Genomic DNA, 13,821 nt, shown 5'->3' on the forward strand with positions numbered 1-13,821 from the left:
TAGGGAACTGCCAGGCATCAAACAAGTGAAGAGGCCATCCGCAAGGATGGCCTTTTTGCGTTTATTTGCTGAAAAACGGCAGGCCGGGTAAGGCGAAGCCGTCACCCTGCAACTCAGACTGCACTCCACGCCAAAATAAACTCTGCAATCCCCTCCACATTATTCAAATCCAGAACCGGTACTTCCAGCGTCAACGCAACGTCACTGGCCACGGCAATCACATGTTCATCCAGCGTTAACTCACTTACGTCATGTCCGGCATCGCTTCTGAATAGCAGGATCTTCGCAACAGCCTCATGCTTAAACCCCTCAACCAGCACCAGATCCAGCGTGGAGTGATCCATCCGGCTGACAAGATAAGCGAGATCCAGCGGTGCTTCATCCGGTGTTTCTGTCATTAACGCCCAGCGCTGGTTACTCGCCACCATCGTTTGTGCAGCGCCAGCCTTACGCAGCTCATAGCTATCTTTCCCCGGCTTATCGACATCCATATTATGGTGCGTATGCTTAATCAATCCGGGCCGAATGCCTTTAGCGCAAAGTGCAGGTATCAGTTTTTTTAGCAGCGTAGTCTTCCCGGTGCCACTCCAGGCTGAGATCGCTAATACGGGTATCATTTCTTCTCCTGCATCATCTGCAAATCTTCCGTCGTGTTTACATTCACAAACGCCGATTTCATGTCGCTGAAATCAACGGAATGCCCTCCTGACCGGCGCATAAATACCATGACGCGTCGCTCTCCTGCGGCCAGGTAATCTTCCAGCGCGGATATTAACGAGCGATTGATCAATGCGATAGTCGGATGGTCGCGTTCACCGTCGTGTACCCAGACGACGGGAGCATCACCGCGCCGCTGCACCAGACGTTCAACCAGACAGGACGGGATGAAGGGCGTATCACAGGAACAAAAGAGAAACCACTCTCCGTACGACTGCTGCATAACGGAAAGCATTCCCGCCAGCGGACCGGGGTAGTCCACCAGGTTATCCTGATAAACCGGATACCCGCTGCGCTGATAAATATCAACATGTCGGTTAGCGCTGATCGCTATCGACGACACCTGATCTGCAAGCGTATCAGCAACATGCTGCCATAATGGAGTGTTGTTCAGGAGCTGAAGCCCCTTATCCTTTCCGCCCATTCGCATTGCCCTGCCCCCGGCCAGAACAACTCCGATGATTTCCTGGCATTGATTCACGAATATCGCCTCTTTTATTGTGGGATTGACCCTGCTAACGTGTCTCTCTAAATGAAAGGAGCACTACCATGAAATGTAAACGTCTTAATGAAGTCATTGAGCTTCTCCAGCCGGCCTGGCAAAAAGAGCCAGAGCTGAATCTGATGCAATTTTTACAGAAACTGGCGAAAGAGTCAGGTTTTGATGGCGAACTGGCAGACCTTTCTGACGACATCCTGATCTACCACCTGAAAATGCGTGACTCGGCTAAAGATGCTGTTATTCCTGGCATTCAGAAAGATTATGAAGAGGATTTTAAAACCGCATTACTGCGTGCCCGAGGCGTAATTAAAGAGTAAAAGCTTGTAAGCGGAGCCACCGAAATCGCCACAAGATGATATCCTGAATCATTCGTATAATTTCCGGATGATCGGATGAACGACCAGGCTTTTACTTTCCAGACACTACACCCGGATACCATAATGGATGCGCTGTTCGAACAGGGTATTCGGGTGGATTCCGGGTTAACCCCTTTAAACAGCTACGAAAACCGTGTCTACCAATTTCAGGACGAAGAGCGCCAGCGCTTTGTCGTAAAGTTTTACCGTCCACAGCGCTGGTCCGCAGAACAAATTCAGGAAGAGCATCAGTTTGCCCACGATCTGCTGGATGACGATGTTCCCGTTGCGGCACCGCTCAAATTCAATAACCAAACGCTGCTGACCCATCAGGGCTTTTACTACGCGGTATTTCCGAGCCTGGGCGGAAGACAGTTTGAGGCAGATAATATCGATCAGATGGAATGGGTTGCCCGCTATCTGGGGCGCATTCATCAGACGGGACGTAAAAAACCGTTTGTTGCCCGTCCGACGATTGGTGTTCAGGAATATCTTGTTGAGCCGCGACAGGTATTCGAAACATCGGCGCTGATCCCGAATGCGCTAAAGGATAATTTCCTCACGGCGACCGATAAGCTTATTGATGCTGTAAAAGCCTGCTGGCGGGATGATATTACTACTCTGCGCCTGCACGGTGACTGCCACGCCGGGAATATTCTCTGGCGTGATGGGCCGCTATTTGTCGATCTTGATGACGCACGTATGGGACCCGCTGTGCAGGATCTGTGGATGCTGCTCAACGGTGATAAAGCCGAGCAGCGCATGCAGCTTGAGACCATAATTGAAGCTTATGAAGAATTTAGCCCCTTTAATTCAGACGAAATTGCCTTGATAGAGCCTTTACGTGCGATGCGATTTGTTTATTATCTCGCGTGGTTAATCAGGCGTTGGGAAGACCCGGCTTTTCCCCGAAATTTCCCCTGGCTTCCCGGGGAGGATTACTGGCGCAACCAGATATCCACATTTACCGAGCAGGTTAAGGTTCTACAGGAACCCCCTCTGCAATTAACGCCGATGTATTAATTGGACACACCCAGGAGAGAGTTGATCATGAAAAAAATTTGGCTGGCGCTGGCTGGTATGATTCTGGCATTTAGCGCAACTGCTGCGCAGTTTACCGACGGCAAGCAGTACATAACGCTGGACAAGCCTGTTGCTGGCGAGCCTCAGGTGCTGGAGTTCTTCTCCTTCTACTGCCCGCACTGCTACGAGTTTGAGCAGGTACTTCATGTTTCTGACAACGTGAAGAAAAAGCTGCCGGAAGGCACCAAAATGACGAAATACCACGTTGAGTTCCTTGGCCCACTGGGTAAAGACCTGACTCAGGCATGGGCGGTCGCGATTGCGCTGGGTGTGGAAGATAAGATCACCGCGCCTATGTTTGAAGCCGTACAGAAAACCCAGACCGTACAAACTACGGCAGATATCCGTAAAGTATTCGTGGATGCCGGTGTGAAAGGTGAAGACTACGACGCTGCCTGGAACAGTTTCGTGGTGAAATCTCTCGTGGCACAGCAGGAAAAAGCTGCCGCTGACCTCCAGTTGCAGGGCGTGCCGGCGATGTATGTTAACGGCAAATACCAGGTGAATATGCGTGGTATGGACACGACCAGCATGGATATCTTCGTACAACAGTACGCTGATACCGTGAAATACCTGGTTGAGAAAAAGTAACAACCACAAAGAAAAACGCCGGTCACTGACCGGCGTTTTTGTATGAAGATTTAATCTTCGCTATCTGCTTGTCTTTCTCTTTCCAGAGTGTATTAAGCCAAAGCTGGAAACGACGTTTGAAGTTTTTATCGTTGACGTAATCCCCGTGCAGTTCAGTATTGACGGGCACCAGATCAACGCGGACAACGATACGCGTCAGCCTGCCGCTGAGCATATCGTAGAACGGCGTCCTGTCGTTTTCCGGATAGCAGAGCGTTACGTTCAACAATTTATCGAACTGCTCACCCAGCACGTTGAGCGCCATTGCGATACCCGCAGCCTTTGGCGGCAACAGGTTCTGATAATGAGAGCGAGTTTGCTGGCGCTTCTCTTCGGTAAAGCGCGATCCTTCGACGAAGTTAACAATGGTGGTGGGATGCGCGCGAAACTTCTCGCAAGAACGGCGCGTGGTTTCCACGTCCTTACCGCGGCGTTCCGGATGACGAATCAAATAGCTGCGTGAATAGCGTTTCATAAACGGCATATCCAGCGCCCAGCAGGCCAGACCAATGAAAGGCACCCAGGCCAGCTGCTGTTTCAGAAAGTATTTGTTCATCGGAATGTGTTTGCGAAACAGTACGCACAATACAACGATGTCGGCCCAGCTGTGGTGATTACAGATCAGCAGATACCAGTTCTTTTTGTTCAGCTTCTCCAGACCCTGAACGTCCCACTTCAGCCAGGGGTTCAGATGCAACAGGATCGCCAGGCCTTCACACCAGCAGTACATCATAAAATTACAAAAAGCAGACACCGCGCGCCATACCGGAGGGACAGGCAGCAGGAGCTTAATTATTCCGGCAACGATGATTGGCACAGAACAGGCGATGGTAACCAGAATAGTTAAAATGACGCTTAACAATAATGTTATCGCAGCGAGTATTCTCGACATGATGAATTTTTTCAGATAGTTAGCTGTAATTGAGCAGCCGGCTATCCGGTGCTGGGCGCCGATCTTATCAGAAATTCGCTCAGACCAGGGCGCTTTCACACCAGGAGGCCGCGGCTTTTCCTGCCAGGCCGCGAATTTTTCCCTATAGACAGGGTGCTTAAGTCTTATATCCACATAGACGAAATAATCATCAGTGAGGCGCGATCTTAATTGATCTCGTGTTAATGGTTTGATTTAACTAGATAAATAAGTTTTTAGTATCACTTTTATAAAGCTGTTATTCACCTGCATTAAAAATATGCACAAACTTATCCACAGTTTTGTTTTGCGAGCGATCTTCACGATCGCAAAATCTTTTTCTGTATAAAGCGCTAAAACCTGATGTTTTCATCCTTCTGTGGCATCCTTTACCCATAAATTCATAAAAGGCACGGACATTATGGTTCAGATCCCAGAAAACCCACTTATACTCGTCGATGGCTCTTCTTACCTGTATCGGGCGTATCATGCGTTTCCTCCTCTGACCAACAGCGCAGGGGAACCTACCGGCGCAATGTACGGCGTGCTGAATATGCTGCGCAGCCTGATTCTGCAATACCATCCAACCCATGCGGCCGTGGTGTTTGATGCGAAGGGTAAAACCTTCCGCGATGAATTATTTGAGCATTACAAATCTCACCGTCCCCCTATGCCTGACGATCTGCGCGCGCAGATTGAACCGCTGCACGCTATGGTGAAAGCGATGGGGCTGCCACTGCTGGCGGTCTCAGGCGTTGAAGCTGACGACGTAATTGGTACCCTGGCGCGCGAAGCGGAAAAAGCAGGCCGCCCGGTTCTGATCAGTACCGGTGATAAAGATATGGCGCAGCTGGTAACGCCAGGGATCACGCTGATCAACACCATGACCAACACCATTCTTGGCCCGGAAGAAGTGGTCGCCAAATATGGCGTGCCGCCAGAGCTCATTATTGATTTCCTCGCCCTGATGGGCGATTCCTCGGATAACATTCCTGGCGTACCGGGCGTGGGTGAAAAAACAGCTCAGGCGCTGCTGCAAGGGCTGGGCGGGCTGGATACGCTGTATGCAGAGTCCGACAAAATTGCCGGTCTTACCTTCCGTGGCGCAAAAACCATGGCCGGAAAGCTTGCCGATAACAAAGAGGTGGCTTATCTCTCCTATCAGTTAGCTACCATCAAAACTGACGTAGAGCTGGAGCTTACCTGCGAGCAGCTGGAAGTGCAGGAACCCGCCGCCGACGAACTGCTTGGCCTGTTCAGAAAATACGAATTTAAACGCTGGACCGCGGATGTTGAAGCCGGGAAATGGCTTCAGGCGAAAGGGGCTAAACCTGCGGCGAAGCCGAAAGAGACCATCGTTGTCGATGCCGAAGAGCAGGCAGAAGAAGAGGCGGTAGCGCTCTCCTTCGACAACTATGAAACCATCCTTGAAGAGTCACGGCTCGTCGCCTGGATTGAAAAGCTAAAAAAAGCGCCAGTATTTGCTTTCGATACCGAAACGGACAGCCTCGATAACATTACGGCTAATATGGTGGGCCTGTCATTCGCGACGGAGCCGGGTATTGCCGCCTATGTTCCGGTGGCTCACGACTATCTGGATGCGCCGGAGCAAATCTCCCGCGAGCGCGCCTTAGAACTGCTAAAGCCGATTCTGGAAGACGAGAAAGCGCTGAAGGTCGGGCAAAACCTGAAGTATGACCGCGGTATTCTGCAAAACTACGGCATTGAGCTGCGTGGTATCGCTTTTGATACCATGCTGGAATCTTACATTCTGGACAGCGTGGCGGGCCGCCATGATATGGATTCCTTATCCGATCGTTGGCTGAAACACAAAACCATCACCTTTGAAGAAATTGCCGGTAAGGGCAAAAATCAGCTGACTTTTAACCAGATCGCGCTGGAAGAAGCAGGCCGCTACGCCGCGGAAGACGCTGACGTCACGCTACAGCTGCATCTCAAAATGTGGCCGAAATTGCAGAAGCACGAAGGGCCGCTGAATGTGTTCCAGAACATTGAGATGCCGCTGGTGCCTGTGCTGTCTCGTATTGAGCGTAACGGCGTTAAAATCGACCCAACGGTGCTGCATAACCACTCTGGTGAGCTGGCGCAGCGCCTGACCGAGCTTGAACAGAAAGCGCATGAACTTGCTGGCGAGGCATTTAACCTGTCGTCACCGAAACAGCTGCAAACCATCCTGTTTGAAAAACAGGGTATCAAGCCGCTGAAGAAAACCCCGGGCGGCGCCCCTTCAACGTCTGAAGAGGTGCTGGAAGAGCTGGCGCTGGACTATCCGCTGCCAAAAGTTATTCTGCAATACCGCGGTCTGGCTAAGCTGAAATCGACCTATACCGACAAACTGCCGTTGATGATTAACCCGAAAACGGGCCGCGTGCACACCTCCTATCATCAGGCTGTGGCGGCGACCGGGCGACTTTCGTCAACCGATCCCAACCTTCAGAACATTCCGGTGCGTAATGAAGAGGGCCGTCGTATTCGCCAGGCTTTCATTGCGCCAGAGGATTATCTGATTGTCTCCGCAGACTACTCGCAAATCGAACTGCGTATTATGGCGCACCTGTCACGCGACAAAGGCCTGCTGACGGCCTTTGCCGAAGGCAAGGACATCCACCGGGCAACCGCTGCCGAAGTGTTTGGGCTGCCGCTGGAGAACGTAACAAACGAGCAGCGTCGTAGCGCAAAAGCGATCAACTTCGGTTTGATTTACGGCATGAGTGCCTTTGGTCTTTCACGCCAGCTCAATATTCCGCGTAAAGAGTCGCAGAAGTATATGGATCTCTACTTCGAGCGGTATCCGGGCGTGCTGGAATATATGGAACGTACCCGCGCGCAGGCGAAAGAGAAAGGCTACGTTGAAACGCTGGATGGGCGTCGTCTCTACCTTCCGGATATCAAATCCAGCAACGCCGCGCGTCGCGCGGGTGCTGAACGTGCTGCGATCAACGCCCCCATGCAGGGCACTGCGGCGGACATCATTAAACGCGCAATGATCGCCGTCGATGCCTGGCTCGAAAAAGAGAAGCCGCGCGTGAAAATGATCATGCAGGTACACGATGAACTGGTCTTTGAAGTTCATAAAGACGATCTGGAAAAGGTCTCTCAGAAGATCCATGAACTGATGGAAAACAGCATGAAGCTGGACGTTCCGTTGCTGGTGGAAGTGGGTAGCGGCGAAAACTGGGATCAGGCTCACTAAGGGTTAACGGAATAACGCGCGTTTTATGTAAGTAAGCAACATAAGTACGCGCGTTTTGTGACGATCATTAGAATTCCCTATGTAAAGAATGAAAAAAAACTACAAAAAGTGCTTTGTCCAGCGATAAAAAAAGAGTAGAGTTAACGACGTAGGGTACAGAGGTAAGATGTTCTATCTTTCAGACCTTTTACTTCACGTAATCGGATTTGGCTGAATATTTTAGCCGCCCCAGTCAGTAATGACTGGGGCGTTTTTTATTGCGGCAAAGAAAGTTTCAGGCGAAAAAAGCGCGGTCATCGCCGCGCCTGTTGTTACTCTGCTTCCGCTTCTGTCGCCGGTTCCAGATCGTTAAACCAGCTGTCGAGCTTCTGTCGCAGTTTATCCACGCCCTGCTTTTTCAGCGAGGAGAACGGTTCAACCTGCACATCACCGTTGAATGCCAGCACCGCTTCACGAACCTTGTTCACCTGCGCCTTGCGCGCGCCGCTCGCCAGCTTATCCGCCTTTGTCAGCAGCACCAGCACCGCAATATCGCTTGCCACCGCCCAGTCAATCATCTGCTGGTCGAGATCTTTTAGCGGATGACGAATATCCATCAGCACCACCAGACCTTTCAGACACATGCGTTTTTCCAGGTATTCACCCAGCGCACGCTGCCATTTGATCTTCATCTCTTCCGGTACCTGCGCGTAACCGTAGCCCGGTAAATCGACCAGGCGTTTGCCTTCAGCCACTTCAAACAGGTTAATCAGCTGAGTACGGCCAGGTGTTTTTGAGGTACGCGCCAGGTTTTTCTGATTGGTGAGCGTATTCAGGGCACTGGATTTTCCCGCATTGGAGCGGCCAGCAAATGCCACTTCAATCCCTGTATCTGAGGGCAGGTGGCGAATATCGGGCGCACTGGTGACAAAATGCGTCTGTTGGTAGTTCCAGGTAGTCACGTGGTCGTCTCCAAAAATCGTAATCTGCGGGGATTATACCTGAATGCGGGCAAAAGGCTTTTCCCTTCGTCATTGACATGTAAGTGAAAGCCCTACGGAATGTAAGAGATCTGCTCTTAAGCGTATGAGAAATTTAAGAGAAATCGCAGGCGCTAAAAAACTCAAAATATTAAAATTCAAAGAGTTATTAATGAGTAATTATCTGAAAATCCGGTTTTTTACCTTTTCATAGCTTGTTAGTTTAAGGGAACAAGGTAAAGTGTGTGCCAGGGCGAGGATGCCAACAGGATAACGACTTAAGGATAAGGGTCAGGAGCGCCAGGAGGCGAAGACTCAGGATTGTCAGGACGACCGGCGCCTGGAGGCGTTTTTAACAGGAAACGGAACCGTATCACGGACGGTAGTAGCCAAGGGATAAACAGGGTTTGTTGCAGGCAAACAGGGAATGTCTGACCCGTTAAGGGTTGTGAGTCAGGAAAAAAGGCGACAGATTGCTCTGTCGCCTTTTTTCTTTGCTTGCTTTCTGCTAGATTTCGCCGCAATTCTATACTGAAGAAAACGACTTAAAGATAAAACATCATGAAAAAACCGACCTCCGCTGCGGGCGCGAAACGCCCTGCAAAAGCACGCCGCAAAACGCGCGAAGAATTGAATCAGGAAGCGCGCGATCGCAAACGCGATAAAAAACATCGTGGTCATGCTGCGGGTAGCCGTGCTAACGGTGGCGGTGCCGCAGGCGCTTCTGCAAAAGGCAAACAGCAGAAAGATCCTCGTATCGGCAGTAAAACTCCCATTCCACTGGGCGTGACAGACACGCCGGTCACTAAGCAGCACAAACCAAAGAGCGAGAAACCTATGCTTTCACCGCAGGCTGAGCTGGATATGCTGGAGAACGATGAGCGCCTGGACGCGCTGCTGGAACGTCTTGAAGAGGGTGAAACCCTGACTGCTGAAGAGCAGTCCTGGGTGGATGCCAAACTGGACCGCATTGATGAACTGATGCAGAAGCTGGGTCTGTCCTACGATGATGAAGAAGACGAAGAGGAAGACGAAAAGCAGGAAGATATGATGCGTCTGCTGAAAGGTGGAAACTAACATTTGCACCCGGCAGGTACACTCGTCCTGCTTATAACCCTTCCGGTTATATGTTATCTGGTGTGGTTATTCGTTAAACTACGGCGGTTGTCGCGGCGACAGAAGTGGCTGCGCACCCGAATGATGGCCCGCAACGGGACCAGAACGGGCCGCCGTATACGAACGCGACACCAACGGAAGGAGTGAGCATGTCTGTACCATCTATCGACTGGGATTTGGCCCTGATCCAGAAATATAACTATTCCGGGCCGCGTTATACCTCATACCCCACCGCGCTGGAGTTTTCTGACGCTTTCGGCGAGGCGCATTTTCAGCAAGCTGTGGCGCGCTATCCCGAGCGCCCGCTGTCGCTCTACGTCCATATTCCGTTCTGCCATAAGCTCTGCTACTTCTGCGGCTGCAATAAAATCGTTACCCGCCAGCAGCACAAAGCCGATCAATACCTCGATGCGCTCGAACAGGAAATTCTGCACCGCGCACCGCTGTTTAAAGGGCGTCACGTCAGCCAGCTTCACTGGGGCGGTGGTACGCCAACTTATCTGAATAAAGCGCAGATCAGCCGCCTGATGGCGCTGCTGCGCGGCAATTTTAGTTTTAACGACGACGCCGAAATTTCGATCGAGGTCGATCCGCGTGAAATCGAGCTGGATGTGCTGGATCATTTACGCGCCGAAGGTTTCAACCGCCTGAGTATGGGCGTACAGGACTTCAACAAAGAAGTACAGCGCCTGGTAAACCGCGAGCAGGACGAAGCGTTTATCTTTGCCTTACTCAACCATGCGCGTGAAATCGGCTTTACCTCAACGAATATAGACCTGATTTACGGCCTGCCGAAGCAGACGCCGGAGAGCTTCGCCTACACGCTTAAACGCGTGGCTGAGCTTAACCCGGACCGTCTGAGCGTCTTTAACTATGCGCACCTGCCGACGCTGTTCGCCGCTCAGCGCAAAATCAAAGATGCGGATCTGCCTTCCGCCCAGCAGAAGCTGGACATTTTGCAGGAGACCATCGCCTCGCTGACCGAAACCGGCTATCAGTTTATCGGAATGGATCACTTTGCCCGCCCTGACGATGAACTGGCGATTGCCCAGCGCGAAGGTGTTCTCCACCGTAACTTCCAGGGCTACACCACCCAGGGCGATACCGATCTGCTCGGAATGGGCGTCTCCGCCATCAGCATGATTGGCGACTGCTACGCCCAGAATCAGAAAGAGCTGAAGCTGTACTATCAGCAGATAGACGAAACCGGCAACGCGCTGTGGCGCGGCATTGCGCTAACGCGCGACGACTGCATCCGTCGGGACGTGATTAAGGCGCTTATCTGCAACTTCCGTCTCGAATTTCGCGAGGTGGAGTCGCAATGGGATCTGCAATTCAGCGATTACTTTGCCGAAGACCTGAAGCTTCTGGCGCCGCTGGCGAAAGACGGGCTGGTGGATGTGTCGGAGAGTGCGGTTGTCGTCACGCCGAAAGGACGTCTGTTGATTCGTAATATCTGCATGTGCTTCGATGCCTATCTGCGTCAGAAGGCGCGTTTACAGCAGTTCTCGCGGGTGATTTGAGCTGTAATGCCGGGTGGCGGCTTTGCCTTACCCGGCCTACTTAAGTGCGAGATGTAGGCCGGGTAAGCGAAGCGCCACCCGGCTTTTCATCGACAGCTCGTTAGCTAAACAGCCCAACCAGTGCCGCACACAATACCGCCGCAACGGCAGTTTGTGGCGTGTGGCTTTCTGCTGCTCCGCTCGAAAGCAAAGTCACTAATGATTCCAGCATGATGCTCCCCCCTGTTTCCGGGCACGATCATACAAAACTCATCGGAACAGTAAAGCGCAAAATAACGGCACTTTGCGCTCAATTAGTAACCTTTACACAGCGGAGTAAGATCACTCCATTCCCAGCTCTTTCAGCTTGCGCGTCAGGGTGTTTCGACCCCATCCCAACAGGCGAGCCGCTTCCTGTTTGTGGCCCTGGGTATGACGAAGCGCGGTAGTTAACAGCGTGCGCTCCATCTCAGGCTGCGCTTCGGAGAGCAGATTTTGATGACCGGAACGCAGCGCGCGATCTGCCCACTGCGCCAGCAACGTCGCCCAGCTGTCTGGCAGCGCATGTCCGGTGGTGCTTTCGGGCACGGTTGCTTCAAACAGCTCGGCAGGGAGATCCTGAATCAACACTTCCTGTCCGGCGGCCATCACGGTCAGCCAGCGACAGGTGTTTTCCAGCTGACGCACGTTGCCCGGCCACGCCAGACGGGTGAGGGCGGCATCCGTTTCCGGATGAAGCTGCTTGGCTTCCACGCCCAGCTCGCGGGCCGCCACTTGCAGGAAATGGCGCGCCAGACGCGGGATATCTTCCCGACGCTCGCGCAGCGGCGGCAGATGGACGCGGATCACGTTCAGACGATGGAATAAATCCTCACGGAATTTCCCCTCCTGCACGCGCAGCTCCAGGTTCTGGTGCGTCGCGGCAATAATACGCACGTCCACCTTCACCGGCGCATAGCCGCCCACGCGGTAAAACTGGCCATCTGCCAGCACGCGCAGCAGTCGGGTCTGCACATCCAGCGGCATATCGCCGATTTCATCCAGGAATAGCGTTCCGCCGTCAGCCTGTTCAAAGCGTCCCTGACGAATAGTATTTGCCCCGGTAAACGCCCCTTTTTCGTGGCCGAACAGCTCAGATTCAATCAAATCTTTGGGGATCGCCGCCATGTTCAGGGCGATAAAGGGGGCTTTCGCCCGCGGGCTGTGGCGATGCAAGGCGTGCGCAACCAGCTCTTTACCGGTCCCTGATTCACCGTTAATCAAGACGCTGATAGACGAGCGCGACAGACGCCCGATGATGCGAAACACGTCCTGCATGGCTGGCGCTTCACCGATGATGTCCGTCGTAGGCCCGAAATCCGGCGCGTGGCGGGGCTGCTGTTGCTCCTGATAGTGGCTGATGGCGCGTTCGACCAGGGCAACGGCTTCGTCGATATCAAACGGTTTTGGCAGGTAATCAAACGCCCCCTGCTGGTAGGCGCTGACGGCGGCATCCAGGTCGGAGTGAGCGGTCATTATGATGACCGGAAGCATGGGGTGGCGCTGTTTGATCTGCTTTAAGAGCGCCAGTCCGTCCATGCCCGGCATGCGAATATCCGAGAGCAGAACGTCCGGCGTTTTGGTGGTGAGTGCGTCGAGCACCTCGCTGCCGCTCTCAAACGTCGTGCAGCTTAATCCCGCTCCTGTGAGCGCGCGTTCAAGCACCCAACGGATGGAGCTATCGTCATCGACTACCCAGACTATCCCTCGTTGCATAAACGTCACCTTTATTTTTTAATCGGCAGGAAAACCGAAAACTCGGTATGTCCCGGCCAACTGGTAAATTCAATTTTGCCGGAGTGTTGGTCAATCAAATTACGGGCGATGGATAACCCCAGCCCGGTGCCGCCTTCGCGACCGCTGACCATCGGGTAGAACAGGGTGTCCTGGAGATGCGGCGGGATCCCCGGCCCGTTATCTTCCACATCAATACGTGCCGCCAGACGATAACGCACGCCGTGCAGCGTCAGCTGGAACGCGGTGCGGGTACGCAGAATAATTTCGCCACCCTCCGGGCCCAGCGCCTGCAACGCGTTACGCACAATGTTCAACAGCACCTGTTCAATCTGGTCCGGATCGTGCGCCAGCTCCGGCAGGCTTGGGTCGTAATCACGCACCAGCGTGACGTTATCCGGCAGCTCCATAGAGACGAGTTTCACCACCCGCTCCGCGACCTTGTGAATGCTTTCTGAAACATGCATCCCCGGCTGCTGCGGCCCGAGCAGGCGGTCGACCAGATTACGCAGACGGTCCGCCTGCTCGATAATGACGTTGGTATACTCCGCCAGGGCAGGGTCAGGCAGCGCTTTGGTCAAAAGTTGTGCCGCACCGCGTAAGCCGCCCAGCGGGTTTTTAATTTCATGAGCCAGCCCGCGCACCAGGTCGCGCGCCGCAATCTGCTGCGCATGCTGAAGCTGCTCCTGGCTGAGACGACGCTGGTTATCCATCGGCGCCATTTCCAGCAGAATCATGCCATCCGGCAGGCGCTGTGCGGTGAGGGACAAAATATGCGAGCGTCCGTCAATCACCAGCGTCACTTCGTTATCGGTGAAGCCCTGACCCGCCTGCAAACTCTCCTGCATCAGGCCAATATTCAGCGAGAAATAGCTCAGCAGTTCAGGCAGCGGCGTGCCAAACAGTTTACGGGCGCTTTGGGCGAGCAGTTGCTGCGCCGCCGGGTTGGCGTAATGCACCGCCAGCTCGTCGTCGACCAGCAAGATACTGTTAATCAAAGAATTGAGGATCTGCCCAGCATCGGGCAGCGTGCCAGTTGCCATTCAGCAGTCTCCTGGA

At 53.0% G+C, this 13,821-nt stretch carries 13 protein-coding genes; 6 read left to right on the forward strand and 7 right to left on the reverse strand.

Annotation, left to right across the window (positions count from 1 at the left end; translation table 11 throughout):
• Positions 1 to 113: 113 nt before the first annotated feature.
• Together mobB and mobA are read right to left on the reverse strand one after the other, a co-directional pair.
• The gene (gene mobB / locus ACOTW6_RS18615) at positions 114 to 617 is read right to left on the reverse strand and encodes a molybdopterin-guanine dinucleotide biosynthesis protein MobB (RefSeq protein ID WP_062933591.1); all 504 of its coding nucleotides are present in this window, start codon (positions 615 to 617) and stop codon (positions 114 to 116) included.
• On the reverse strand, positions 614 to 1,198 hold the full coding sequence (gene mobA / locus ACOTW6_RS18620; protein WP_062933592.1) for a molybdenum cofactor guanylyltransferase MobA: 585 nt from the start codon (positions 1,196 to 1,198) through the stop codon (positions 614 to 616). The genes mobB and mobA overlap by 4 nt, the downstream gene beginning before the upstream one ends.
• A 68-nt stretch (positions 1,199 to 1,266) precedes the next feature.
• On the opposite strand from mobA, the gene ACOTW6_RS18625 reads away from it, so the two are divergent.
• The 3 genes from ACOTW6_RS18625 to dsbA all read left to right on the forward strand — a co-directional run bounded on the left by ACOTW6_RS18625 (position 1,267) and on the right by dsbA (position 3,249).
• The gene (locus ACOTW6_RS18625) at positions 1,267 to 1,536 is read left to right on the forward strand and encodes a YihD family protein (protein ID WP_003861904.1); all 270 of its coding nucleotides are present in this window, start codon (positions 1,267 to 1,269) and stop codon (positions 1,534 to 1,536) included.
• Positions 1,537 to 1,611: 75 nt separating this feature from the next.
• Positions 1,612 to 2,598 carry a serine/threonine protein kinase gene (locus ACOTW6_RS18630; RefSeq protein ID WP_062933593.1) on the forward strand — a complete coding sequence of 329 codons (987 nt, stop codon included), beginning with the start codon at positions 1,612 to 1,614 and terminating at the stop codon, positions 2,596 to 2,598.
• A gap of 27 nt (positions 2,599 to 2,625) precedes the next feature.
• A complete protein-coding gene (gene dsbA / locus ACOTW6_RS18635; protein ID WP_047052499.1) occupies positions 2,626 to 3,249 on the forward strand; it encodes a thiol:disulfide interchange protein DsbA in 624 nt (207 codons plus the stop codon).
• 22 nt (positions 3,250 to 3,271) lie between these two features.
• On the opposite strand, the gene ACOTW6_RS18640 is transcribed toward dsbA, so the two are convergent.
• Positions 3,272 to 4,180 (reverse strand): acyltransferase, encoded by a 909-nt coding sequence (locus ACOTW6_RS18640; RefSeq protein ID WP_121479472.1) that lies wholly within the window; start codon positions 4,178 to 4,180, stop codon positions 3,272 to 3,274.
• 439 nt (positions 4,181 to 4,619) lie between these two features.
• Between ACOTW6_RS18640 and polA the strand changes: the two genes are divergently transcribed.
• Positions 4,620 to 7,412, forward strand: a complete 2,793-nt coding sequence (gene polA / locus ACOTW6_RS18645; protein ID WP_062933594.1) for a DNA polymerase I — start codon at positions 4,620 to 4,622, stop codon at positions 7,410 to 7,412.
• A gap of 311 nt (positions 7,413 to 7,723) precedes the next feature.
• Here polA and yihA read toward each other — a convergent pair whose 3' ends face one another.
• Complete coding sequence (yihA, locus tag ACOTW6_RS18650) at positions 7,724 to 8,353, reverse strand: ribosome biogenesis GTP-binding protein YihA/YsxC (protein WP_003861913.1); 630 nt, start codon at positions 8,351 to 8,353, stop codon at positions 7,724 to 7,726.
• A gap of 579 nt (positions 8,354 to 8,932) precedes the next feature.
• Between yihA and yihI the strand changes: the two genes are divergently transcribed.
• Positions 8,933 to 9,448 (forward strand): Der GTPase-activating protein YihI, encoded by a 516-nt coding sequence (yihI, locus tag ACOTW6_RS18655; protein WP_047052501.1) that lies wholly within the window; start codon positions 8,933 to 8,935, stop codon positions 9,446 to 9,448.
• Positions 9,449 to 9,636: 188 nt separating this feature from the next.
• Positions 9,637 to 11,010: an oxygen-independent coproporphyrinogen III oxidase gene (gene hemN / locus ACOTW6_RS18660; RefSeq protein ID WP_032652012.1), complete on the forward strand. Its 1,374-nt coding sequence runs from the start codon at positions 9,637 to 9,639 to the stop codon at positions 11,008 to 11,010.
• A gap of 100 nt (positions 11,011 to 11,110) precedes the next feature.
• Here hemN and ACOTW6_RS18665 read toward each other — a convergent pair whose 3' ends face one another.
• The 3 genes from ACOTW6_RS18665 to glnL form a co-directional block, all read right to left on the reverse strand.
• Positions 11,111 to 11,221 (reverse strand): YshB family small membrane protein, encoded by a 111-nt coding sequence (locus ACOTW6_RS18665; protein ID WP_017382667.1) that lies wholly within the window; start codon positions 11,219 to 11,221, stop codon positions 11,111 to 11,113.
• Positions 11,222 to 11,331: 110 nt separating this feature from the next.
• Positions 11,332 to 12,744 carry a nitrogen regulation protein NR(I) gene (glnG, locus tag ACOTW6_RS18670; RefSeq protein WP_047052503.1) on the reverse strand — a complete coding sequence of 471 codons (1,413 nt, stop codon included), beginning with the start codon at positions 12,742 to 12,744 and terminating at the stop codon, positions 11,332 to 11,334.
• Between the two features lie 11 nt (positions 12,745 to 12,755).
• A complete protein-coding gene (gene glnL, locus ACOTW6_RS18675) occupies positions 12,756 to 13,805 on the reverse strand; it encodes a nitrogen regulation protein NR(II) (RefSeq protein WP_003861923.1) in 1,050 nt (349 codons plus the stop codon).
• Positions 13,806 to 13,821: the final 16 nt, after the last annotated feature.

The organism is Enterobacter cloacae complex sp. IR5403, assembly GCF_049238705.1.
GTDB lineage: Bacteria > Pseudomonadota > Gammaproteobacteria > Enterobacterales > Enterobacteriaceae > Enterobacter > Enterobacter hormaechei_C.

What these genes read in the sequence shown, in the direction of transcription:
- mobB (WP_062933591.1), bottom strand. Translation starts at nt 617, where the DNA reads ATGATACCCGTATTAGCGATCTCAGCCTGGAGTGGCACCGGGAAGACT.
- ACOTW6_RS18625 (WP_003861904.1), top strand. Translation starts at nt 1,267, where the DNA reads ATGAAATGTAAACGTCTTAATGAAGTCATTGAGCTTCTCCAGCCGGCC.
- ACOTW6_RS18630 (WP_062933593.1), top strand. Translation starts at nt 1,612, where the DNA reads ATGAACGACCAGGCTTTTACTTTCCAGACACTACACCCGGATACCATA.
- dsbA (WP_047052499.1), top strand. Translation starts at nt 2,626, where the DNA reads ATGAAAAAAATTTGGCTGGCGCTGGCTGGTATGATTCTGGCATTTAGC.
- ACOTW6_RS18640 (WP_121479472.1), bottom strand. Translation starts at nt 4,180, where the DNA reads ATGTCGAGAATACTCGCTGCGATAACATTATTGTTAAGCGTCATTTTA.
- polA (WP_062933594.1), top strand. Translation starts at nt 4,620, where the DNA reads ATGGTTCAGATCCCAGAAAACCCACTTATACTCGTCGATGGCTCTTCT.
- yihI (WP_047052501.1), top strand. Translation starts at nt 8,933, where the DNA reads ATGAAAAAACCGACCTCCGCTGCGGGCGCGAAACGCCCTGCAAAAGCA.
- hemN (WP_032652012.1), top strand. Translation starts at nt 9,637, where the DNA reads ATGTCTGTACCATCTATCGACTGGGATTTGGCCCTGATCCAGAAATAT.
- ACOTW6_RS18665 (WP_017382667.1), bottom strand. Translation starts at nt 11,221, where the DNA reads ATGCTGGAATCATTAGTGACTTTGCTTTCGAGCGGAGCAGCAGAAAGC.
- glnG (WP_047052503.1), bottom strand. Translation starts at nt 12,744, where the DNA reads ATGCAACGAGGGATAGTCTGGGTAGTCGATGACGATAGCTCCATCCGT.
- glnL (WP_003861923.1), bottom strand. Translation starts at nt 13,805, where the DNA reads ATGGCAACTGGCACGCTGCCCGATGCTGGGCAGATCCTCAATTCTTTG.